The organism is Micromonospora sp. DT62, from assembly GCF_049847285.1.
GTDB classification, from domain to species: domain Bacteria; phylum Actinomycetota; class Actinomycetes; order Mycobacteriales; family Micromonosporaceae; genus Micromonospora; species Micromonospora reichwaldensis.
Genome location: NZ_JBNCOB010000001.1, coordinates 741,245 through 762,435 on the forward strand (window position 1 = coordinate 741,245; position 21,191 = coordinate 762,435).

The 21,191-nt window shown below is 74.6% G+C and carries 21 protein-coding genes; 10 read left to right on the forward strand and 11 right to left on the reverse strand.

Features of this window, described 5'->3' with window-relative positions:
- Positions 1–61: 61 nt before the first annotated feature.
- The 5 genes from ACPXCB_RS03335 to ACPXCB_RS03355 all read right to left on the reverse strand — a co-directional run bounded on the left by ACPXCB_RS03335 (position 62) and on the right by ACPXCB_RS03355 (position 6,266).
- A complete protein-coding gene (locus ACPXCB_RS03335) occupies positions 62–2,770 on the reverse strand; it encodes an HAD-IC family P-type ATPase (protein ID WP_425872014.1) in 2,709 nt (902 codons plus the stop codon).
- 171 nt (positions 2,771–2,941) lie between these two features.
- Positions 2,942–3,901: an electron transfer flavoprotein subunit alpha/FixB family protein gene (locus tag ACPXCB_RS03340; RefSeq protein ID WP_425872016.1), complete on the reverse strand. Its 960-nt coding sequence runs from the start codon at positions 3,899–3,901 to the stop codon at positions 2,942–2,944.
- Between the two features lie 11 nt (positions 3,902–3,912).
- Positions 3,913–4,692, reverse strand: coding sequence for an electron transfer flavoprotein subunit beta/FixA family protein (locus tag ACPXCB_RS03345; protein WP_425872018.1), 780 nt, complete (start codon positions 4,690–4,692; stop codon positions 3,913–3,915).
- A gap of 366 nt (positions 4,693–5,058) precedes the next feature.
- Complete coding sequence (locus ACPXCB_RS03350; protein ID WP_151455617.1) at positions 5,059–5,466, reverse strand: hypothetical protein; 408 nt, start codon at positions 5,464–5,466, stop codon at positions 5,059–5,061.
- 2 nt (positions 5,467–5,468) lie between these two features.
- Positions 5,469–6,266, reverse strand: a complete 798-nt coding sequence (locus ACPXCB_RS03355; RefSeq protein ID WP_425872019.1) for a GNAT family N-acetyltransferase — start codon at positions 6,264–6,266, stop codon at positions 5,469–5,471.
- 40 nt (positions 6,267–6,306) lie between these two features.
- On the opposite strand from ACPXCB_RS03355, the gene ACPXCB_RS03360 reads away from it, so the two are divergent.
- From ACPXCB_RS03360 to ACPXCB_RS03370, 3 genes are read left to right on the forward strand one after another with little or no spacing between them, the layout of a single operon-like run.
- Complete coding sequence (locus tag ACPXCB_RS03360) at positions 6,307–6,699, forward strand: YidH family protein (RefSeq protein ID WP_425872021.1); 393 nt, start codon at positions 6,307–6,309, stop codon at positions 6,697–6,699.
- Positions 6,696–7,043: a DUF202 domain-containing protein gene (locus tag ACPXCB_RS03365; protein ID WP_425872022.1), complete on the forward strand. Its 348-nt coding sequence runs from the start codon at positions 6,696–6,698 to the stop codon at positions 7,041–7,043. Before ACPXCB_RS03360 ends, ACPXCB_RS03365 begins: the two co-directional genes overlap by 4 nt.
- 27 nt (positions 7,044–7,070) lie before the next feature.
- Positions 7,071–7,505, forward strand: a complete 435-nt coding sequence (locus tag ACPXCB_RS03370; protein ID WP_425872024.1) for a PLD nuclease N-terminal domain-containing protein — start codon at positions 7,071–7,073, stop codon at positions 7,503–7,505.
- 44 nt (positions 7,506–7,549) lie between these two features.
- Here the strand turns inward: ACPXCB_RS03370 and ACPXCB_RS03375 are convergent, their stop codons facing one another.
- Both ACPXCB_RS03375 and ACPXCB_RS03380 read right to left on the reverse strand, forming a co-directional pair.
- Positions 7,550–9,172, reverse strand: coding sequence for an acetolactate synthase (locus ACPXCB_RS03375; protein WP_425872026.1), 1,623 nt, complete (start codon positions 9,170–9,172; stop codon positions 7,550–7,552).
- A gap of 118 nt (positions 9,173–9,290) precedes the next feature.
- Positions 9,291–10,064: an enoyl-CoA hydratase/isomerase family protein gene (locus tag ACPXCB_RS03380; protein ID WP_425872028.1), complete on the reverse strand. Its 774-nt coding sequence runs from the start codon at positions 10,062–10,064 to the stop codon at positions 9,291–9,293.
- Positions 10,065–10,163: 99 nt separating this feature from the next.
- Here ACPXCB_RS03380 and ACPXCB_RS03385 point away from each other — a divergent pair, with 99 nt between their 5' ends.
- A complete protein-coding gene (locus ACPXCB_RS03385) occupies positions 10,164–10,640 on the forward strand; it encodes a DUF6232 family protein (protein WP_421457679.1) in 477 nt (158 codons plus the stop codon).
- On the opposite strand, the gene ACPXCB_RS03390 is transcribed toward ACPXCB_RS03385, so the two are convergent.
- Positions 10,637–11,038 (reverse strand): nuclear transport factor 2 family protein, encoded by a 402-nt coding sequence (locus ACPXCB_RS03390; RefSeq protein WP_425872030.1) that lies wholly within the window; start codon positions 11,036–11,038, stop codon positions 10,637–10,639. The two genes, ACPXCB_RS03385 and ACPXCB_RS03390, sit on opposite strands and share 4 nt — an antisense overlap.
- A gap of 707 nt (positions 11,039–11,745) precedes the next feature.
- Between ACPXCB_RS03390 and ACPXCB_RS03395 the strand changes: the two genes are divergently transcribed.
- Both ACPXCB_RS03395 and ACPXCB_RS03400 read left to right on the forward strand, forming a co-directional pair.
- Positions 11,746–12,225, forward strand: a complete 480-nt coding sequence (locus tag ACPXCB_RS03395) for a DUF6232 family protein (RefSeq protein ID WP_425872031.1) — start codon at positions 11,746–11,748, stop codon at positions 12,223–12,225.
- A gap of 57 nt (positions 12,226–12,282) precedes the next feature.
- Complete coding sequence (locus ACPXCB_RS03400) at positions 12,283–13,032, forward strand: hypothetical protein (protein ID WP_425872033.1); 750 nt, start codon at positions 12,283–12,285, stop codon at positions 13,030–13,032.
- Between the two features lie 62 nt (positions 13,033–13,094).
- On the opposite strand, the gene ACPXCB_RS03405 is transcribed toward ACPXCB_RS03400, so the two are convergent.
- Together ACPXCB_RS03405 and ACPXCB_RS03410 are read right to left on the reverse strand one after the other, a co-directional pair.
- A complete protein-coding gene (locus tag ACPXCB_RS03405; protein WP_425872035.1) occupies positions 13,095–13,991 on the reverse strand; it encodes a ribokinase in 897 nt (298 codons plus the stop codon).
- Complete coding sequence (locus tag ACPXCB_RS03410) at positions 13,991–14,806, reverse strand: ABC transporter ATP-binding protein (protein WP_425872151.1); 816 nt, start codon at positions 14,804–14,806, stop codon at positions 13,991–13,993. The genes ACPXCB_RS03405 and ACPXCB_RS03410 overlap by 1 nt, the downstream gene beginning before the upstream one ends.
- Before the next feature lie 109 nt (positions 14,807–14,915).
- Here ACPXCB_RS03410 and ACPXCB_RS03415 point away from each other — a divergent pair, with 109 nt between their 5' ends.
- Together ACPXCB_RS03415 and ACPXCB_RS03420 are read left to right on the forward strand one after the other, a co-directional pair.
- On the forward strand, positions 14,916–15,926 hold the full coding sequence (locus tag ACPXCB_RS03415) for an ABC transporter ATP-binding protein (protein ID WP_425872036.1): 1,011 nt from the start codon (positions 14,916–14,918) through the stop codon (positions 15,924–15,926).
- Positions 15,923–16,936, forward strand: coding sequence for an ABC transporter permease subunit (locus tag ACPXCB_RS03420; RefSeq protein WP_425872038.1), 1,014 nt, complete (start codon positions 15,923–15,925; stop codon positions 16,934–16,936). Before ACPXCB_RS03415 ends, ACPXCB_RS03420 begins: the two co-directional genes overlap by 4 nt.
- A 165-nt stretch (positions 16,937–17,101) precedes the next feature.
- On the opposite strand, the gene ACPXCB_RS03425 is transcribed toward ACPXCB_RS03420, so the two are convergent.
- Positions 17,102–18,277 (reverse strand): ROK family transcriptional regulator, encoded by a 1,176-nt coding sequence (locus tag ACPXCB_RS03425; RefSeq protein ID WP_425872040.1) that lies wholly within the window; start codon positions 18,275–18,277, stop codon positions 17,102–17,104.
- Positions 18,278–18,443: 166 nt separating this feature from the next.
- Between ACPXCB_RS03425 and ACPXCB_RS03430 the strand changes: the two genes are divergently transcribed.
- Positions 18,444–19,895, forward strand: a complete 1,452-nt coding sequence (locus tag ACPXCB_RS03430; protein WP_425872042.1) for a glycoside hydrolase family 3 N-terminal domain-containing protein — start codon at positions 18,444–18,446, stop codon at positions 19,893–19,895.
- 92 nt (positions 19,896–19,987) lie between these two features.
- Positions 19,988–21,190 (forward strand): PP2C family protein-serine/threonine phosphatase, encoded by a 1,203-nt coding sequence (locus tag ACPXCB_RS03435; RefSeq protein WP_425872044.1) that lies wholly within the window; start codon positions 19,988–19,990, stop codon positions 21,188–21,190.
- Position 21,191 lies beyond the last annotated feature (1 nt).

A 21,191-nucleotide genomic window follows, 5' to 3' on the forward strand; every position in this document is an offset into this window, starting at 1 on the left:
TCAGCTCCCCGGCCCGCCGATCAGCTCCCATCGCCGGCCCCGGCCGGCGGGTCCCGCAGGCTCAGCCGAGCCGGCGGCCGAAGCGGCCGAACCGCTTGTCGAGCGCGACGATGGCGGAGACCACGACGGCGATGCCCAGGATCCGCAGCCACGCCTGCCCGCCGATGGGCGCCGTGCGGAACAGGTCGTTCATCACCGGCAGGTAGGTCAGGGCGAGTTGGCCGAGGGCCTGCACCAGCACGCCGACGATCAACCAGCGGTTGCTGAACAGGCCCAGGCGCCAGGGCGAGCGGGTCAGGGAGCGGCAGCTGAACAGGTAGAACGCCATCACGGTGACGAAGAGGTTCACCGCGGCGGTGCGCGCCTGCGCCAGGCCGGCTCCGCCGGATCGTTCCCACTCGAACAGCCACCAGGCGCCCACCACCAGCAACGCGGAGACCAGCAGGACCCGGACCACCAGCGCGACGGTCAGCAGGGGCTGACCGGGGTCGCGGGGCGGTCGTTCCATGATCCCGGGCTCCCTCGGCTCGAAGGCGAGCGTCAGGCCGAGGAACACCGCCGTGGTCATGTTGATCCAGAGGATCTGGCTCGGCAGGATCGGCAGCGCCGAGCCGAGCACGATCGCGACGAGGATGACCAGCCCCTCCGCCGCGTTGGTGGGCAGCGTCCAGGTGATGAACTTGGTCAGGTTGGCGAAGACGCCGCGCCCCTCCGCGACGGCCGTCTCGATGGTGGCGAAGTCGTCGTCGGTCAGCACGACGTCGGCGGCCTCCTTGGCCACCTCGGTGCCGCTGCGGCCCATGGCCACGCCGATGTTGGCCTGGCGCAACGCGGGGGCGTCGTTGACCCCGTCACCGGTCATCGCCACCACCTGGCCGTCGGCCTGCAACGCCTCCACCAGCCGCAGCTTCTGCTCGGGCGAGACCCGGGCGAACACCGACGCCCGCCGTACCGCCGCGGGCAGTTCCCCGGCTGGCAGCGCCGCCAGGTCGGCGCCGGTCAGCACGTCGCCCGGGCCGGGCTCGGTACGCAGCAGCCCGATCCGGCGCGCGATGGCGCTGGCGGTGGCCAGGTGGTCCCCGGTGATCATCTTCACGTCGATCCCGGCGCGGTGGCAGGACCTGACGGCCGCCGCGGCGGCGGCCCGGGGCGGGTCGAGCATCGCGTGCAGCCCGGTGAAGACCAGGGTGCCGGCCAGTTCCTCCTCCACGAGCCCGTCCGTCGGGCCGATCGGCCGCATCGCGGTAGCGAGCACCCGCAGCCCCTCGGCGGCCAACTCGTGGGCAGCGGCCAGCACGGCCGGGGCGTCGAGCGGCCCCGTCGAGCCGTCGGGACGCGCCGCCGAGCCGGACCACTCGACCACCCGCTCCACGGCCCCCTTGACCAGCACCGTCCGCCCGCCGTCGGGACGCTCGTGCAGGGTCGCCATGAACTGCCGCTCCGAGGTGAACGGGACGGCCGCCACCCGGGGCAGCTCGGCGGCGACCTCGTGCGCGTGCAGCCCCACCTTGGCGCCCGCCACCAGCATCGCCCCCTCGGTGGGGTCGCCCAGCACGACCCACCGGCCGTCCTGCTCGTCCAGCCGGGCGTCGTTGCAGCCCACGCCGGCCAGCAGCGACCAGCGCAGCGCGCCCTCCCCGGTCGGGGCCGGGCCGCCCCCGGGGTCCCGGATCTCGCCGGTCGGGGCGTAGCCGGTGCCGCCGACCTCGTAGCGACCCTGCGGCGTCCAGAGCACCTGGACCGTCATCTGGTTCTCCGTGAGGGTGCCGGTCTTGTCGGTGCAGATCACCGTGGTGCTGCCCAGCGTCTCCACCGCCGGCAGCCGCCGGATCACCGCCCGCCGGCGGGCCATCCGGGACACGCCGATCGCCAGGGTGATCGTCACGGCGGCGGGCAGCCCCTCCGGGATCGCGCCGACGGCCAGCGCCACAGCGGCGGTGAACGTCTCGCCGGCGTCCTGCCCCCGTGCCACGCCGATGCCGAAGGTCACCGCGGCGAGGAACAGGATCGCCACGGTGAGCAGCCGGCTGAACCGGGCGAGCTTGACCGTCAGCGGCGTGTCCAGCACCTCCGCGCCGCCGACCAGGCGATGGATCCGGCCCAGCTCCGTCTCCGCCCCGGTGGCGACCGCGACGCCGACCGCCGTGCCGCCGGTGAGCAGGGTGCCGGAGTAGAGCAGGTTGCGGCGGTCGGCCACCGGCGTCTCGGCCGGTACGACCAGCTCGTCCTTGCGTACGGGCAGCGACTCGCCGGTCAGCGCCGACTCGTCGGCCCGCAGTTCGGCGGCGCGGACCAGCCGCAGGTCGGCGGGCACCTTCTCCCCCGCCTCCAGGAGCACCAGGTCCCCGGGTACCACGACGTCCGACGGCACGTGGCGCTGCCGGCCGCCGCGCAGCACCCGGGCCTGCGTACGCACCATCGCCCGCAGCGCGTCGAGGGCCGCCTCCGCACGGGACTCCTGGAGGAAGCCGACGACGGCGTTGACGAGCACCACCGCGAAGATCACCGCCGAGTCGACGTACTCGGCGAGCAGCAGGGTGACCACGCCGGCGGCGACCAGCACGTAGATCAGCGGGTTGTGGAACTGCCGCAGCAGGCGGCGGAGCGCTCCGCCCTCGGCCGCGCGGGGCAGCACGTTGGGCCCGTACCGCTGGAGCCGGGCCGCCGCCTCCTCGTCGGTCAGCCCGTGCTCGGTGTCGGTCCCGAGCAACAGCACGACCTCGTGCACGGCGAGCGCGTGGTGATCGCCCTCGGACGTCCTGGCCGGCATCGGCACACTCCTGTTCCGCACGGGGACGGCCGGGGCCGGGTACCCCGGGGAGAGCGTCTCCATCGTCGCAGGCCGGCACGGGGCACGCGGGTCGTTCGGGCGCGGCCGGAGGAACGGCGAGGGCCGGGAACCGTGTCACGGTTCCCGGCCCTCGCGCGGACGGACGTCAGCTCACTTGCGCTTGCGGATCTCGTCCGCGGCCTGCGGGACGATCTTGAACAGGTCGCCCACCACTCCGAAGTCGGCCAGCTCGAAGATCGGCGCCTCGCCGTCCTTGTTGACCGCGACGATCGTCTTCGAGGTCTGCATGCCCGCCCGGTGCTGGATGGCGCCGGAGATGCCCAGGGCGACGTAGAGCTGCGGGGAGACCGTCTTGCCGGTCTGGCCCACCTGGAACTGGTGCGGGTAGTAGCCGGAGTCGACGGCCGCGCGGGACGCGCCGACGGCGCCGCCGAGCAGGTCGGCCAGCTCCTCGACCAGCTTGAAGTTGTCGGCGTTGCCGACGCCGCGACCGCCGGAGACGACCACGCCGGCCTCGGTGAGCTCCGGGCGGGAGCCCTTCTGCTCGGCGACCCGGTCGACGACCCGGGCCAGCTTGTCGGTGTCCGTGACCGCGACCGTGAGCTGCTCGACAGCCGGGGTGGCCGCCGCCGGGGTCGGGTTGACCGAGTTCGGCCGGACGGTGACCAGCGGCAGGCCGCGGGTGACCTTGGACTTGACGATCGTGGAGCCGGCGAAGGCCACCTGGGTGGCGGTGCCGTCGGCGGCCAGGCCGACCACGTCGGTCAGGATGCCGTTGTCCAGCTTGACGGCCAGCCGGGCGGCGATCTCCTTGCCCTCCTGGGACGACGCCAGCAGCACGGCGGCCGGCTGCGTCCGGGAGACCAGCTCGGCCACGACGGTCGCCTTGGGGGCCACCAGGTAGCCGTCGATCTCCTCGCTCTCGGCCGCGTAGATCTTCTCCGCGCCGTACTCGCCCAGCTTGGCGCTCAGTGCCTCGGCGGCGCCGGGGCCACCGAGCACGACCGCGCTCGGGGTGCCCAGCTCGCGGGCGAGGGTGAGCATCTCCAGGGTGACCTTCTTGACGCCGAATTCCCGGGTGGCTTCGACGACGACGAGAACCTCAGACATGTTCAGACCTCTCACACGAACTTCTCGGTGGCGAGGAACTCGACCAGCTTGACGCCGCCGTCGCCCTCGTCGGTGATCTTCGCGCCGCCGGAGCGCGGCGGGCGCTTGGTGTGCTCCAGCACGGTGCTGGTCGCGCCCTCGAAGCCCACCTCGGCCGGGGCGACGCCGAGGTCACCCAGGGAGAACGTCTGCACCGGCTTCTTCTTCGCGGCCATGATGCCCTTGAAGGACGGGTAGCGCGGCTCGTTGATGGTGTCCCAGACGGAGACCACAGCGGGGGCGGTGGCGGTGACCACCTCGTAGCCCTCCTCGGTCTGCCGCTCGACGGTCAGCGTCGAGCCGTCGACGGTGAGCTTGCGGGCGCCGGTCAGCGCCGCGATGCCCAGCCGCTCGGCGATCATGTGCGGCAGGACCTGCACCCGGCCGTCGGTCGACTCGCTGCCGCAGAGCACCAGGTCGGCGTTCAACTGACCGAGCGCGGCGGCGAGCACCTTCGAGGTGGCGACGGCGCAGGACCCGTGCAGGGCGTCGTCCACCACGTGCACGGCCTTGTCCGGCCCCATGGAGAGCGCCTTGCGGATCGACTCGGTCGCCCGGTCCGGACCCATGGTCAGGACGGTCACCTCGCCCCCGTGCGCCTCCTTGATCTTCAACGCCTCCTCGATGGCGTACTCGTCCATCTCGTTGATGACGTTGTTCGCCGAACCGCGGTCGACGGTGTTGTCGTCAGTGCGCAGGTTGCGGTCCGCGCCCGAATCGGGCACCTGCTTGACGAGTACGACGATGTTCATCGCGCTTCGACGACCCTCCTGTTGGTGTTGCGATCGCTCGCCCGGTCTGGGGCGCAGCCTCGCGCGTCCGTTGACGCCGGTCAACCGCGCGGTGCTGTGCAGTTGCCCACGGCGCAATGTTACCTGCCAGTAGCATCCGCCTCCGGCGACCTCAGGGTGACACAGCTCACGAACGACCCTGCGGGCGGGTAATCTGACGAATCGGGAGGTGTCACTAAATGTCAGAAAACGCCAGCGAAAGCCATCCCGACGTTCCGCGGCACCGCTGCCGCCGGACGCGGCCCGAGGCGTACCGGTGCGCCTGCGGCCGGCTCCGCGACCGCTGCGTCCGGGTTACCGTCCGGGCGCTCTGGTCACCGACCCGGCTCACGCCGGCTGATCGAGCGCGTCCCGGATCCGCTCGATGACCGCCGCCTCGGCCGGGGCCACCCCCCGGTGCGCGGCGGCCACCCGCTCGGCCGCGGACAGCACGACCTCGCGGTAGCCCGCCACGTCCCCGGGCGACTTCTCCCGCAGGATCCGCACGGAACTGCCCAGCGCCGGCAGCACCACCGCCTCGATCTCCAGCGCCGAGTCCCGGGGCAGCTTCGGCAGCGGACCGCTGGTCAGCGCCTCCTTCACCACCCCGCTGCTGTCGGCCATCGCACCGGAGGCGGCGAAGCTCTCCCGGAACAGGGCGAGCATCCCCGGGTCCGCATTGGCCACCAGGAACACCGCCCCGAACGCGCCCGTCTTGAGGGTCAGCCGCTCCTCGGCCGTCAACCGCTGCTCCATGATCACGGAGTGTAGACGTACGGGGTGGTGGTCGTGACCGGGACGAGACCGAGCCGCTCCAGGATCGGCCGGCTGTCGTCGGACGCGTCCACCTGCAGCAGCGTCCGGCCGCGCTGGGCCGCCAGCCGGGCCCGGTGGTTGACCAGCGCGCGGTAGATGCCCCGGCGGCGCCACGGCGTCAGCGTCGAACCGCCCCAGAGGGTGGCGAACCCTGTTCCCGGCACGTACCGCACCCAACCCGCGCTCACCACCTCGTCGCCCGCCTCCGCCACCACCACCGTGATCGAGTGCGGGTCGGCGGCGATCTCCTTCTCCAGGCCGGTCGCCAGGTGACTGCGGTCGGAGTTCCAGACCGCCTCCTCCATCGCCACGATCCGGTCCAGGTCCGCCCGGGCGGTCACCTCGCGCAGGCGTACGCCCTCGGGGACGACCGGGAGCGCGGCGGCGAGCGGCGCGACCGGCCCGATCACCACGGTCTCCCGCTCCTCCGGCACGAATCCCGCCGCGCGCAGCCGGTCCGGCAGGTCCGCCGGCTCGTCGTGACCGTGCAGCTTCCACTCGACCGACTCGCCGCGCGCCCGGAAGAACTCCACCTGCCGGGCGATCAGCTCGTCCAGCGCCGCGCCGCTGAGCCCGCCGAGGTCACGGTAGGTGAGGAAGCCGCCGTGGTCGAGGCCGAGGACGCGGATCAGCGGGCCGTCCCGTTCCACCGCCACCCCGGCCGGCAGCGGGTCGGGCACCAGCGCCCGCAACTGGTCGTCGTAGGTCTTCCGCAGCGTCGTCACGTCAAGATCCGTCACCGCCCCAGGCTACGACCGGACGGAAGCGGATAATAGCCACGTGTGGCCGGCGATCAGGCGATGGTTCGACCCGCGCGAACTGCGCGCGGTCGGCAGCACCCCCGACTACCGGTTCTCGCTGGCCAACGAGCGGACCTTCCTGGCCTGGCTGCGTACCGGGTTGGCGCTGGTCGCGGGTGGACTGGCCGCCGCGCAGTTCCTGCCGCCGCTGCCGCTGGCGCACCTGCGCGAGGCGATCGCCGTCGCACTGCTGCTGCTCGGCGGCACGGTCGCCGTCCGGGCGGTCGACCACTGGGCGCGTACGGAGCGGGCCATCCGCCTCGGCGAGGAACTGCCCGCCTCGCGTTTCCCGGCGGTGCTCGCCCTCGCCGTCGGCCTCGGCGCGTTGCTGCTGGTGGCGGCCGTGCTGGCCCGGGCGGTCGGCGGCCCGTGAACCACCGGACGGAGCCGCCACGGCGGGACCGGCCGGCGCGCGACCCCGGGCTGCAACCCGAGCGGACCCGGCTGGCCTGGCGGCGTACGGCGCTGGCGCTCACCGTGATCATGGTGCTGACCGTGCGGCTCGCGTTCACCGGCCCGGGCGCCGGCGGGACGCTCGACGCGCTGGTCGCCGGGGTCGCCGTGCTGGGTTGGGGCGCGGCGCTGGCGGTCTGCTGGCGGCGGGCCACCGGCACCGGTCCGCTCCCCGGCTACGGGCGGTCGCTGCCCCTGGTCGCCCTCGCCACGGCCGGCTTCGCGCTGCTCGGCACCCTCCTGGCGGCGCGCGGCCTGGGTTGACGGGAGCCGGTGCGCCATGATTGACGCATGCCCCGGCTCTACGTCCTCCTCTTCGTCGTGCAGATCGTCCTCGCCGTCTGCGCGCTGATCAGCTGCCTCTCCGCCGAGGAGGGCGAGATCAAAGCCCTGCCCCGGATCGTCTGGGTGCTGATCATCCTGTTCTTCCCGCTGCTCGGCTCCCTCGCCTGGTTCGCCGCCGGGCGCGAGCGCGTCCCCGGGCGGCCCGCCGGCGGAACGCCGAAGGGCCGGATCCTGCCGCCCCGGGAGCGGCCCCGCCCGGTCGCCCCCGACGACGACCCCGAGTTCCTCCGCTCGCTCGGCGAGCGCTCCCGGCGCGAGGACGGGGAGCTGTTCCGCCGCTGGGAGGAGGACCTGCGCCGCCGCGAGGACGAGATGCGCCGGCGCGACGGCGAGCCGCCGCGCGAGGAGGACCGGCCCGAGGGGTCCACGCCCACGTCCTGAGCCCGCCGCCGTCGCCGGCCTCCCGGCGACGGCAGCGGGCCTTCTCAGGCCAGGTTCGACGAGCGGGGGTACGCGTCGGCCGGGTCGGTGAGCACGTTGACCAGGTACGGCACGCCGGCGTCGAACGCCCGCCGCAGAGCCGGGCCGAGGTCGCCCGCCTTCGCCACCGTCTCGCCGGCCCCGCCGAGGGCGCTCACGACATGGTCGTAGCGCAGCTCCGGCTGGAGGTCGGCGGCGACGTCGTAGCCGTACATGGCGCGCATGGGGTGCTTCTCCAGGCCCCAGATGCCGTTGTTGCCGACCACGATCACCACCGGCAGCTTCTGCCGGGCGAGGGACTCCACGTCCATGAGCGAGAAGCCGGCCGCGCCGTCGCCCATGAGGACGCAGATCTGCCGGTCGGGGTGGCTGACCCGGGCGCCCATCGCGTAGCCCATGCCGGTGCCCAGGCAGCCGTACGGGCCGGGGTCGAGCCAGGTGCCGGGCTGCGCGGGCTCCAGGTAGCGGCCGGCGTACGAGACGAAGTCGCCGCCGTCGCCGATGGTGATGGCGTCGCGGGCGAGGACCTTGCGCAGCTCGCCGTAGACCCGGGCGGGCCGGATCGGGTCCGTCTCGGCGGACATCTCCTCGGCGTCGCGGGCCTTCGCGGCGTCCTCGGCGGTACGCAGCTCGGCGATCCAGTCGGCGTGGTCGGCCCGGTCGCCCGGGTGGTCGGCCAGGGCGGTGAGGATCAGCCGGAGGTCGCCGGCGGGGGCGGCGGCCGGCTGCACGTGCGCGGCCCGCTGGCTGGGCGCGTCGACGATGTGCACCACCTGGGCGTCGCCGAAGTCGCCGAAGCTGAGCCGGAAGTCGAGCGGGGTGCCGATCACCACGACCACGTCGGCCCCCCGCAACGCCACGCGACGGGCCTTGGCGAAGGCGAGCGGGTGCTCCGGCGGCAGCGCGCCCCGGCCCATCCCGTTGGTGAAGACCGGCACCTGGAGCGACTCGGCGGCGGCCCGCAGGGCGTCGACCGCGTCCCCGGCGTAGACGTCGGAGCCGGCGATGATCACCGGGCGGCTCGCGGCGGCGACCAGGCCGGCCGCCTTCGCCACCTCGTCGGGGTCGGGCTCGACCGGCGCGATGCCCGGCAGCGCGGGCAGCTCGACGTCGGAGACCGAGAAGACCGCCTCCAGGGGGAAGTCGAGGAAGACCGGGCCCCGGTGCGGGGTGAGCGCCGTGGTCAGCGCCGCGGTCACCGCGCGCGGGATGTCGTCGGGGCTGAACACCGTCTCGGCGTGCTTGGTGACGGGGGCGACCAGCGGCAGGTGGTCCATCTCCTGGAGGCTGCCCGAGCCCCAGCGGAACTGCGGGGCCCGGCCGCCCAGCACCAGCACCGGGGAGGCGTTGAAGTACGCGCTCGTCAGCCCGGAGATGCCGTTGGTGACGCCGGGGCCGGCGGTGAGCACGGCGAGGCCGGGTCGGCGCTGGAGCTTCGCCACCGCCTCGGCGGCGAAGACCGCCGACTGCTCGTGCCGTACGTCGTAGAGGGGGAAGCCGGCCTTGTGCGCGGCGTCGTAGAGCGGAAAGACGTGCCCGCCGGAGAGGGTGAACATCTCCCGCACCCCGTACGCACGCAGCGCCGCGAGCGCGAGCTCCCCGCCGTGACCTTCGATCCGCTCCGTCATCGCCGCTCTTCCCTTCGTCCGCCTGGCCGGAGTCACACGCTACTCACCGGTAGGCGGAATGTGAACAGTTCTCGACTCGATGCCTGGGCCGGCGGGTCACCCCGCCGGCCCGGGCCGATCAACGACCGGTGAAGTCCGGCTTGCGCTTCGCCACGAACGCCGCCATGCCCTCGCGCCGGTCGTCGGTGGCGAACAGCGCCGCGAAGAGCTGGCTCTCCCAGGCCAGGCCGGAGTTCAGGTCCATGTCCAGACCGGCGTCGACGGCGAGCTTGGCGGCGCGCAGGGCCTGCGCCGGACCGGTGAGGTACGGGCGGACCAGCTCGACCGCGGTGTCGTAGACCTCGGCCGCCGGGGCGACCCGGTCGGCCAGGCCGATCCGCAGGGCCTCCTGGGCGTCGACCATCCGGCCGGACATGATCAGGTCCTTGGCACGGGCCGGGCCGACCAGACGGGCCAGCCGCTGGGTGCCGCCCGCGCCGGGGATGATGCCGAGCTTGATCTCCGGCTGCCCGAGCTTGGCGTCCTCGGCCACCACCCGCCAGTCGCACGCCAGCGCCAGCTCGCAGCCGCCGCCGAGGGCGTAGCCGGTGATCGCGGCGACGACCGGCTTGGGGATCCGGGAGATCGCGCCGAGCGCGCTGGACAGGTCGGCCGCCCGGTCCGCCATGTCCACGTAGGACATGTCGGCCATCTCCTTGATGTCCGCGCCGGCCGCGAAGACCTTCTCCCCGCCGTACACGATGACGGCGCGGACGCCCGGGTCGGTGGTGGCCGCCGCGGCGGCGGCGCGCAACTCCTCCTGCACCTGGGTGTTCAGGGCGTTCATCGGCGGCCGCTCCAGCCGGATGGTGCCGATGCCGTCCTTGGTCTCCAACCGCACGAACTCGCCCACGCTGGCCCTCACTTCCTCGTCGAAGTCGCGTGCCAACCTTACGGCCCGGATCGTTGGGGTAAGTACTGTGGTCTCAGGCCCGCCACCGGGAGTACCGCCATGATCACGTACTACGACGACAGGTCCGTGCAGGTCACCTCGACCGCCGTCCGGGTGGACGGCCGGACCTTCCGGCTGGCCGACATCAGCATGGTCTGGCACCAACGCGGCAGCCGGTCCTGGCGGGTGCTCGTCGGACGCGGCGCGATCGGCGCGGCGCTCGCCGGCCCCCTGGTCGCCGCCGCCCTGGGCATCGCGCTGGCGCTCTGGCTGGACCGCTCCCTCACCGTCACCATCGCCATCGTCGGCGCCTCGGTGCTGATCGGGCTCGCGGTCGGCCCGGTCGCCGACTTCCTCTTCGAGCACCTCGACCGCTCGTACGCCCGGGGCAGCCGGCAGCTGGAGATCTGGGCCCGCTGGCGCGGCCAGCCGGTGCGCCTGCTGTGCACCGGCGACGCGCTGCGCTTCGGCCAGATCTACCGGGCGGTGCAGCGGGCCGTCGAGGCGGGCCAGCCCGTGTCGCCCCGCCGCCGCTAGAACCTGATCGGACCGTCCGGCAGCATGCCCAGGCCACGCAGCAGTCCGAACAGGTCCTGCTCGCCCCAGAACTGCACGATCCGGCCACCGGCCAGCCGGTACATCTTGCAGGCGCTCTGCACCGCCGTCGCGCCGGTCGCGTCCCGCCGGTAGGTCTGCGCCAGCGACACCACCACGCGGTCGCCGGCCGCGAAGATCTCGACGATCTCCTGGTCGAGCACCGTCAGCCCCGGCGAGGCGACGGCCCCCTCGACGAAGTGCCGCCCCCGGACCGGCGTGCCCGAGCCGTAGATGAGCACGTCCTCGTCGACCACCGCGCGCAGCTCCGCCAGGTCCTTGGTGACGAAGGTCCGCAGGTATCGGCGGACCACCTCGACGTTGCGCTCCTGCTCCGTCATGACCGGTCACGGTACCGCCCTGGACTGCCCGGGACCGCCCTGGCCGCCCGGTGCCGCCGGGCCGCCCGGTGTCGCCCTGTGCCGCCCGGGCCGCCCGAACCGCCGGTGGCCGTCCGGGCCCGCCCGGGCCACCCTGGACCGCCCTGGACGACGCCCTGGTGACGCGGGCCGCGAGACCCCTCGTCGGGCGCGGTGGCGGATCCAGGCGCACCCGTCGCACGGCAGGGATGGGTACGCCTCTCGCGCCCTTTCGAGCTGATGACGTAAACGACTCAGCCGGTCCAGCCTGCAGACGAGCGCCAGCGACCCACAGGGTGATGTCATAGACGATTCAGCTCCATAGGGCCGACGTGACATCATCTCCGCCCGACACGGCGCCCACGCCTGACGCCACCTCCGCCCGACACGGCTCCGCCTGACCCCACCTCCGCCCGACACGGCCCACGCCTGACACCGCCTTCGCCCGACACGGCCCAGGCCTGACACCGCCTCGCCCGGCACGGCCCCCGCCCGGCCACAAGCTCCACGCGACAACACCTCCGCCCGGCCCTGCAGCGCCCCGCCCGGCGACACCCCCGCCGGAGCGGACGAAGCGAGCGGCGCAACCCAGCCGGCGCAACCCACCCGGCGCAACCCGCCCGACGCCACCCCCGCCGGAGCGGACGGCGCGAGCGGCGCGGCCCGCCCCGCAGTGGTTAGGCTTAGTGATGACCATCTATTACCGGGACGACGCGGTGCAGGTGACGTCGGAGTCGATCCGGGCCGGGGGCCACGCCGTGGCGATCGCCGACGTGACGTACGTCTGGCACGCGCAGGGGCCGAAGACGCTGGCGGTACGGGGGCGGGTGCTGGGACGCGGCGTCCTGGTCCTGCTCCTCTCGCTGCCTCCCCTGGTCGCGGTGGTCTGCGTGCTCTCGCTGGCCTGGTCGGCGCAGGACCGGGGCGAGTGGCAGCTGGCGCTGCTCATCCTCGCCGCGTGCGTGGTCGGCGCGCTGGCCCTGGCCCCCTTCCTGGAGATCCCGCTCGGCTGGCTCGACCGCTCCTACGAGCGGGGCAGCAAGGTGCACGAACTCTGGGTCCAGCACCACGGCCGGGAGGTGCTGCTGCTGCGCACCCCGGACGCGCTGCGGTTCGGGCAGATCTACCGGGCGGTGCAGCGCGCGGTCGAGCAGTACACCGACTCCTGACCCCGCTCCCGCCGCCCTGTCCGGCGGTGCGGGCGCGGGCGACGCACACTTGGTGCCATGGTGATTCCCCTCCCCCGGCCCGCCGCGGTCGTCGGTCTGACCCGTTCCGCCCTCGACCAGGCCCTCGGCTCGGCGGCCTCGTTCGCCGCCGTGCCGGCCCGCGCGTTCGCCGTGCTGGACTCGGTGGAGGCCCTGCTGAAGCGGGTCGACGGCGTGGTGGACCGCATCGACGGCGTGGTGGACCGGATCGAGCAGACCCTCGACCGCACCGACCGGGTGCTCACCGACGCCGAGGGCGCGGTACGGGAGGTGGCCGTCATCAGCGCCGCCGCGACCACCGCGATCGAGACGGCCACCGGGGTGGCCGCCGCCGCGGCCGTCGTGGTGGGCGAGGCGGAGAAGGTGTCGCGTACGGCCGGCGCGGTGGTCGCCGAGGCCGACGCGGTGGCCGTACGGGCCGCCGGCACCGTGGGCACCGCGGCGGAGGCGGCGGCCACCGCCGCCGAGCTGCTGACGGCGTACGAGCCGGCGCTGCGCCGGGGCGCCCCGATGGCGAACCGCTTCGTCGAGCAGCTCAGCCACGAGGAGGTGAACGCCGCGATCCGGCTCGTCGACGAGCTGCCGAAGCTCAAGCAGCACCTGACCGCGGACATCCTGCCGATCCTGGCCACCCTGGACCGGGTCGGCCCGGACCTGCACGACCTGCTCGACGTCACCCGCGACCTGAAGCTCGCCGTCGCCGGCATCCCCGGGCTGGGCATGCTCCGCCGCCGGGGCGAGAAGCTCACCGACGACGCCGAGGCGTGACCGCCGCGCACCGTCGCGATGGTCCTGTCGGACGGACTCCCCCGGATGGCGGGTCGACCGGATCAGCCAGGGACGTACAGCTCGTCGATCTCGGCCCGGGTGGGCAGCGCCACGGAGGCGCCGAGCCGGCGGGCGCAGGCCGCCCCGGCCGCCGCCGCCCAGCGCACCGCGTCGACGACGTCGCGGCCCTCGCCCCAGGCCACGGCGAGCGCGGCGGTGAAGGCGTCCCCGGCGGCCGTGGAGTCCACCACGTCGACCTTGACCGCCGGCACGTGCACGGCGGTGCCGTCCCGGTCCCCGTACCAGGCGCCGTCCGCGCCGAGGGTGAGCACCGCCCGGGGTGCCAGGTCGAGCAGGGCCGACGGCTCGTCCCGGCCACGCCCGGTGAGCGCCTGCGCCTCGGTCTCGTTGACCACCAGCAGGTCGGTCGCCGCCAGCAGCTCCGGCGGCACCGGCACGGCCGGGGCGGCGTTGAGCACCACCCGGGTGCCGGCCGCCCGGGCGACGACGGCCGCCTCGGTCACCGTCGCGACCGGGATCTCCAGCTGCGCGAGCAGCACGTCCGCCCCGCGTACGGCGGTCAGCTCGGGCTCGGTCAGGCCGGTCATCGAGGCGTTGGCGCCCGGGCTGACCAGGATCGCGTTCTCGCCCTCGGCGTTGACCATCACCAGCGCCACGCCCGACGTGCCGTACGTCGTGCGGAGCTGCCCGGTGTCGACCCCGGCGGCGGTGATCCGCGCCCGCAGGGTGACGCCGAACGAGTCGGAGCCGATCGCCCCGAGGAAGGCGCAGGAGGCACCGGCCCGGGCGGCGGCGACGGCCTGATTGGCGCCCTTGCCACCGGGCACCATGACGAAGTCGGTGCCGAGCAGGGTCTCCCCCGGCCGGGGCAGTGCGGGGGCGGTGCCCACCAGGTCCATGTTGGCGCTGCCCACCACGACGACCCGGGTCTGGCGCATCAGGCGGCGCGGGCGGTGAACCGGTCGCCGGAGCGCTCGACCACCAGCGGCAGCCCGAAGGTCTTGGAGAGGTTGTCCCCGGTCAGCGTGTCGTCGAGGAGCCCCTGCGCCACCACGCCGCCCTCGCGCAGCAGCAGCGCGTGGGTGAAGCCGGGCGGGATCTCCTCCACGTGGTGGGTCACCAGCACCAGCGCCGGGGCGTCCGGGTCGTACGCCAGCTCGGCCAGCCGGGCGACCAGGTCCTCGCGCCCGCCCAGGTCGAGCCCGGCGGCGGGCTCGTCGAGCAGCAGCAGCTCCGGGTCCGTCATCAGCGCGCGGGCGATCTGCACCCGCTTGCGTTCGCCCTCGGAGAGGGTGCCGTAGGCGCGTTCGGCGAGGCCGCCGATGCCGAGCTGCCCCAGCAGGGCGCGGGCCCGGGCCTCGTCGCTGCTGTCGTAGCTCTCCCGCCAGCGACCGACGACCGACCAGGCGGCCGTGACGACGACGTCGCTGACCCGCTCGTCGGCGGGCACCCGCTCGGCGAGGGCGGCGGTGGAGAGCCCGATGCGGGTCCGCAGCTCGTTGACGTCGGTGCGGCCGATCCGCTCGCCAAGCACGTGGGCGGTGCCGGTGGTCGGGTGCAGCCGACCGGCGGCGAGGTTGAGCAGGGTCGTCTTTCCCGCGCCGTTCGGCCCGAGCACCACCCAGCGCTCGTCCAGCTCGACCCGCCAGTCGACGTCGTGCAGCAGTGCCGTGCCAGCCCGGCGTACGCCGACGCCGTCGAGGCTGACCACCAGATCCTCGTCCCCAGTCACCCGACCATCCAACCACGCAATGCGGGGCGCCCCCCACGGGCGGCGCCCCGGCCATAGGGTGGGGCGCCGTGTCGTTGGTCACCACAACCGGAGGACGGTCCATGCCCGGTCGGAGCAGGGAGCCGCGCGGATGAGCGCGGTCATCGAGATCGAGGGGCTGCGTAAGACCTTCCACAGCGTGCGGCAGGGCCGCCGGGTGGCGGTCGACGGCTTCGACCTGCTGGTGGAGGCCGGCCAGATCCACGGTTTCCTCGGCCCCAACGGGTCGGGCAAGACCACCACGCTGCGCGCCCTGCTCGGGCTGGTGCGGGCCGACGCGGGTCGGATGACGGTGCTGGGCGCCCCCTCGCCGGACGGGCTGCCTCTGGTGGCCGGGCGGGTCGGCGCGATCGTGGAGAGCCCGCAGTTCTTCGGCAACTTCACCGGCCACCGCACCCTGCGCCTGCTCGCCCGGGCCGGCGGGGTGCCGGTCGCCCGGGTCGACGAGGTGCTGGAGCAGGTGGGCCTGCGGGACCGGGGCGACGAGCGGGTCAAGGGCTACTCGCTGGGCATGAAGCAGCGGCTGGCGGTGGCGTCCGCCCTGCTCAAGGACCCGGAGCTGCTGATCCTGGACGAGCCGGCGAACGGCCTGGACCCGGCCGGCATCCGGGAGATGCGGGACCTGATGCGCTCGCTGGCGGAGGCCGGCGTGACCGTGCTGGTCTCCAGCCACATCCTGGCCGAGATCCAACTGATCTGCGACCACGTGACGATCATCTCGCGGGGCCGGCGGGTGGCCGCCGGGCGCGTCGACGAGGTGCTGGCCGGCTTCGACCGGCACGAGCTGCTGGTGCGGGTGGACGATCCGCAGCGGGCCGTGGAGCTGCTGACGGCGGCCGGGCTGGCGGCGACCGGGCACGACGACCACCTGGTGGTGGGCGACGTGGACGACGCCACCCAGGTCAGCCGCACCCTCGGCGAGGCGGGCCTCTGGGTGCGCGAGCTGACCCCGCTGCGGCCCGACCTGGAGAGTGCCTTCCTCGAACTGACCGGCACGACGACGCACCCGACGCTGCCCCGGCAGGTGGACGACTCGGTGCTGCCCGACGGCGGGACCTCCGAACCGGTGATCGACCTCGACGAGCGGGGAGTGGACGCGTGAACCTGGTCCGTGCCGAACTGGAGCGTCTCGGCGCCCGGCGCTTCGTGCAGCTCATGCTCGTCCTGCTGGTGCTCGCGTTCGGCGTCACGGCGGCGACCACCCTGGCGAGTTCCCACCGGCCCACCGCCCAGGAGGTCTTCGACGCCCAGCAGGCCGCCGCCGCGGCGCGCAGCGAACTGGAGCGCACCCACCAGCTCTGCCTGGACCGACAGCGCGGCGTCGTGCAGGCGGACGACGTGCAGGAGTACGTCCCCGTCGACTGCAGCGAGGTCGACCCGGCCCTGATGGAGCGGGCGCCCGTGGCGTCCGACTACCTCGCCGGGGTGTTCACCTTCGCCGAGGAGGCCAAGCCGCTGCTCTACTTCCTCATCGCATTCCTGGCCCTCTTCGGGTTCCTCGTCGGCGCCTCCTACATCGGCGCCGACCTGAACTCCGGTGGCGTGGTCAACCTGCTGCTCTGGCGTCCCCGGCGGATGACAGTGCTCGGCACCAAGTTGGGCACGCTGTTCGGCGGGACGGCGCTGCTGTCCGTGCTGGCCTCGGCGGCGTACCTCGGGACGTTCTGGCTGATCGCGCAGGTCGCCGGGCGGCCGGGGCGGCTCGACGGGGAGTTCTGGGGCTCGCTGGGCGCGACCTGGGGCCGCGGCATGCTGCTGGTGCTGCTGCTCACCGTGGTCGGGTTCGCCGTCGCCACCCTGGGCCGGCACACCTCGGCGGCGCTCGGCGCGATCGCCGGCTACCTGGTGGTGTGGGAGCTGGGCGCCCGGCTGGTGATGGAGATCCTGGAGGTCGTCAAGGTGGACCGGTACATGCTCTCCAGCTACGCCGCCGCCCTGCTCAACGGCCGGGTCGAGTTCTGGGACTACCGGGCGTGCGACAACGGGGTCTCCAACTCCTGCAACGGCCTCTACGTGGTGACCTGGCAGCCGGCGCTGGTGTTGCTGCTCGGGCTGACCGGCGCGTTGGTCGCCGCCGCCTTCGTGGCGTTCCGCCGCCGCGACCTGATGTGACGCCGGTCCGCCGTCGACGGTGCGGCCGCGGGCGCGGCAGGACCTTGCAGCATCACGGCCCGCGATGAAATATTCCTTCACATGACGCCGGGCCGCCGCCGACCTCGCCGACCCTGGTCGGCGGGGTCCGGCGCGCGGTCCGCGCCGCCGGGCGGCCGGCCCCGGTCAGCCGACGGTCGAGCCGAAGACCTCGTCGCGGACGGCGTCCAGCGCGATACGCAGCGCACCCCGCAGGATCGGCTCCTCGGTCAGCCCCGTCGGCACGACCCGGGGACGCACCAGTGTGATCGCCGCGACCTCGTGCTGCACCCGCTCGGCCAGCGCCGCCCCGCCGGCCTGGCCGACCTCGCCGGCGAGCACCACCAGCGGCGGGTCCAGCACCACGCAGGTGCTCGCCACGCCCAGCGCCAGCCGGCGGGCCACCTCGTCGAGCATGGGACCGCCCGCCGTGCCGTCGGCCACCGCCGCCCGTACCGCCGTGGCGCCGCTGTCGTCCGGGTAGCCGTGCGCGCGGGCCAGGTCGCGGACCGCGTCCGCGCCGATCAGCTGCTGGAACGCCGGCTTCGCCCGGCGGGACACGTCACGCGGGATGGGCGCCCCGGGCACCGGCAGGTAGCCGATCTCGCCGGCGGCGCCGCTGCTGCCGTGGTGCAGCCGGCCGCCCAGCACGATCGCCAGGCCGACGCCGGCGCCGACCCAGACCAGCACGAAGTCCGTCAGCCCCTGGGCCGCGCCCGACTGCGCCTCGGCGACGGCGGCCAGGTTCACGTCGTTCTCGAAGACCACCGGGGTGTGCAGGTCGTCCCGGAGCGCGGCGAGCAGACCGCTGTGCCAGCGGGGCAGGTTGAAGGCGAACGTGATGTCGCCCGTGCCCGGGTCGACCAGGCCCGGGGTGCCCAGCACGATCCGCCGTACGCTCGACAGCTGCGCCCCGGCGCTGCTCGCGGCCTGGACGACCGCGTTGTGCACGACCCCGACGGGGTCGTCGGTGTCGCGGGTCGACTGTTCGACGCGGCCGATCACCGCCCCGGTGATGTCCGCGCAGGCGGCGACCACCCGGTCGGCGCCCACGTCCACCCCGACCACGTGCGCGCTGCCGGGCCGTACGGCGTAGAGCTGGGCGTTGGGCCCCCGCCCGCCGGCCTGCTCGCCGACCCGCGTGACGAGGCCCCGCTCCTCCAGCCGCTCGACGAGCTGGGAGGCGGTGACCTTGGACAGCCCGGTCAGCTCGCCGAGCCGGGCCCGGGTCAGCGGCCCCCGCTCCAGCAGCAGCTCCAACGCCGCGCGGTCGTTCAGCGCCCGCAACAGGCGGGGGGTGCCGGGCAGCCGGGTCGCACTCATGCCACGTCCTCTAGTTTTGGTAAACCTTGCTAACTGTAAACCGACCTGCGAGCGGGTAGCCGACAGCGTATCGGCCGCCCGGGAGCGGGGTGGTCGGCCGACCCGGTACGTCACCGACCCCCGCCGGTACGACTTCCGTGCCGCGGGGACGAAAGGGGAAGATCACGTGGGGCTGGATCCAGGACTGCGCCGGCTCGCGCTCGGCACGCTGCTCGCCGCGTACCCGGGGCCGGTTCCCCCGGGCTGGGCGGTCGACCTGGTCGCCGAGGGGCTCGCGGGGCACACCCTGTTCGGCACCAACGTCCACGACCCGGGGCAGGTGGCGGCGAGCACCGCCGCCCTGCGGGCCGGCCGCCCGGACGTGCTGATCGCGATCGACGAGGAGGGCGGCGACGTCACCCGGCTGGCGCACGCCACCGGCAGCCCGTACCCGGGCAACGCGGCGCTCGGCGCGATCGACGAGGTGGCGCTGACCCGCCGCGTCTACGAGGCCATCGGCGCGGAGCTGGCCGCCCTCGGCGTCACCGTCAACCTCGCGCCGACCGTGGACGTGAACACCGCCGACGAGAACCCGGTGATCGGCACCCGCTCGTTCGGCGCCGACCCGGCCCGGGTCGCCGCGCACTCCGCCGCCGCGGTGGCCGGCCTCCAGGCCGCCGGGGTCGCCGCCTGCGCCAAGCACTTCCCGGGCCACGGCGCGACGGTCGCCGACTCCCACCACGAGCTGCCCACCGTGGACGTGCCGCTCGACGTGCTGCGCCGGCGCGACCTGCCGCCGTTCGCCGCTGTCGTCGAGGCCGGCGCGCGGGCCGTGATGACCGCGCACATCCGGGTGCCGGCGCTGACCGGCGACGGCCCCGCCACGTTCAGCCGGGCGGTCCTGGTCGACCTGCTCCGCAACGAGTACGGCTTCACCGGCACGGTCATCACCGACGCGCTGGAGATGAAGGGCGCCGCGGTGGCGGCCGGCGGGGTCGGCCCGGCCGCCGTCCGGGCTCTCGCCGCCGGCGCCGACCTGCTGTGCATCGGCGCCCAGGTCGACGCCGAGCTGGTCGAGCGGGTGGTCGCGGAGATCGTCGGCGCGCTCGGCGACGGCCGCCTGGACCGCTCGCGGGTGGAGGAGGCGGCCGGCCGCGCCGCCGCGCTCGCCGCCTGGACCCGGACCACCGGCGCGACGCCGGCCGCCCCCGACGGACTCGGGTACGCCGCGGCGCGGCGCGCCGTGCGGGTGGAGGGCGAGCTGACCGGCCTGGACCGCCCGCTGGTCGTCCAGCTGCACGCCGCCTCGACCATCGCCGAGGGGCGGGTGCCGTGGGGCCTCGGCCCGCATCTGGACGGCACGGAGGAGCTGCGGGTGGTCGCCACCGAGACCGGGCCGGCCGCCCTGCGCCAGCTCGCCGGGGACCGGCCGATCGTGCTGGTCGGGCGCCATCTGCACCGGTTGCCGGGCGGCGCGGACCTGGTGACCGCGCTGGCCGCCGAGCACCCGGTGACCGTGGTCGAGATGGGCTGGCCCTCCCGGTGGCGTCCGGCCGGCGTACGGGCGTTCGTCACCACGTACGGCGCGAGCCACGCCTGCGGCCGCGCGGCCGCCGAGGTGCTCGGCCTGGCCGGCTGACGCCGACACCGGGGGTACGCGCCGACAGGTGGCGGTCGCTCCCGGGCGGGCTCGGCCGGCTTCGACCGGGCCCGGCCGGGGTACGCGACAGCATGACCGCCACCGACCCATGGCACCGGGCCCTGGCCGACCTGGTGTCCCGGTCCCACCGGCTGCCCCCGGACGAGCTCGCGGCCACGCTCGACGCCGCGCTCCGGCCGTTGGGCGTGACGGCGACGGTGTACCTGGTCGACGCCGAGCAGCACGGCCTGCGCCCGCTGCCCGGGACGAGGCGGGCGGCGCCGGAGGTGCTGCCGATCGACACCAGCCTCGCGGGGCGCGCATTCACCCAGGTCGAGGTGCACGCGGGGCAGGGGCCACCGCCCCGGCTGTGGGTGCCGATCGTCAACGGCACCGACCGGCTGGGACTGCTGGAGGTGTTTCCGCCGGCCGACGCCGACCTCGCCGACGGGGCGCTGCGGGACGGCTGCCGGCTCGTCTCCGGGCTCGTCGGCCACCTGGTCACCAGCAAGAGGGACTACGGGGACGCCCTGCACCGGGTGCGGCGCAGCCGGCCGATGGGGGTCTCCGCCGAGCTGCTCTGGAACCTGCTCCCGCCGCTGACCTTCGCCACCTCGGAGGCGGTGGTCAGTGCCCTGCTCGAGCCCTGCTACGAGGTCGGCGGCGACGCCTTCGACTACGCGGTGCACGGCGGGACCCTGACGCTGGCGATCCTCGACGGGGTCGGGCACGGCCTGCCGGCGGTGCTCACCACCTCGGTGGCGCTGGCGGCGCTGCGGGCGGCCCGGCGTACCGGCTCGGACCTGCCCGGCCTGGTCCGGGCGGTGGACGCCGCGATCGCCGGCCAGTGGAACGACGCGCGGTTCGTCACCGCCGTGCTCGCCGAGTTCGACACCGGCTCCGGAACGCTGCGGTACGTCAACGCGGGGCACCCGCCGCCGGTGCTGCTGCGCCGGGGACGGGCCGTGCAGGAGCTGGCCGGGGGCCGCCGGCTCCCGCTCGGCCTGCCCGACGGCCGCGTCGAGGTGGCGCGGACCCGGTTGGAGCGCGGTGACCGGCTGCTGCTGCACACCGACGGAGTGACCGAGGCGCGCGACGCGGCGGGCGAGATGTTCGGGCTCTCCCGCCTGGCGGACCTCGCCGAGCGGCACATCGGTTCCGGGCGGCCGGCGGCGGAGACGCTGCGCCGCCTCAGTCACGCGGTGACGGAACACCAGGGCGGGACACACCAGGACGACGCGACCCTGCTACTGGTCGAGTGGTCCGCCGCCGCGGCGGCGAACTCGGAGCCCTGAG

Coding starts and splice junctions, on each gene's coding strand:
- ACPXCB_RS03335 (WP_425872014.1), bottom strand. CDS start 2,770: ATGCCGGCCAGGACGTCCGAGGGCGATCACCACGCGCTCGCCGTGCAC.
- ACPXCB_RS03340 (WP_425872016.1), bottom strand. CDS start 3,901: ATGTCTGAGGTTCTCGTCGTCGTCGAAGCCACCCGGGAATTCGGCGTC.
- ACPXCB_RS03345 (WP_425872018.1), bottom strand. CDS start 4,692: ATGAACATCGTCGTACTCGTCAAGCAGGTGCCCGATTCGGGCGCGGAC.
- ACPXCB_RS03350 (WP_151455617.1), bottom strand. CDS start 5,466: ATGGAGCAGCGGTTGACGGCCGAGGAGCGGCTGACCCTCAAGACGGGC.
- ACPXCB_RS03370 (WP_425872024.1), top strand. CDS start 7,071: ATGCCCCGGCTCTACGTCCTCCTCTTCGTCGTGCAGATCGTCCTCGCC.
- ACPXCB_RS03375 (WP_425872026.1), bottom strand. CDS start 9,172: ATGACGGAGCGGATCGAAGGTCACGGCGGGGAGCTCGCGCTCGCGGCG.
- ACPXCB_RS03385 (WP_421457679.1), top strand. CDS start 10,164: ATGATCACGTACTACGACGACAGGTCCGTGCAGGTCACCTCGACCGCC.
- ACPXCB_RS03390 (WP_425872030.1), bottom strand. CDS start 11,038: ATGACGGAGCAGGAGCGCAACGTCGAGGTGGTCCGCCGATACCTGCGG.
- ACPXCB_RS03395 (WP_425872031.1), top strand. CDS start 11,746: ATGACCATCTATTACCGGGACGACGCGGTGCAGGTGACGTCGGAGTCG.
- ACPXCB_RS03400 (WP_425872033.1), top strand. CDS start 12,283: ATGGTGATTCCCCTCCCCCGGCCCGCCGCGGTCGTCGGTCTGACCCGT.
- ACPXCB_RS03405 (WP_425872035.1), bottom strand. CDS start 13,991: ATGCGCCAGACCCGGGTCGTCGTGGTGGGCAGCGCCAACATGGACCTG.
- ACPXCB_RS03415 (WP_425872036.1), top strand. CDS start 14,916: ATGAGCGCGGTCATCGAGATCGAGGGGCTGCGTAAGACCTTCCACAGC.
- ACPXCB_RS03425 (WP_425872040.1), bottom strand. CDS start 18,277: ATGAGTGCGACCCGGCTGCCCGGCACCCCCCGCCTGTTGCGGGCGCTG.
- ACPXCB_RS03435 (WP_425872044.1), top strand. CDS start 19,988: ATGACCGCCACCGACCCATGGCACCGGGCCCTGGCCGACCTGGTGTCC.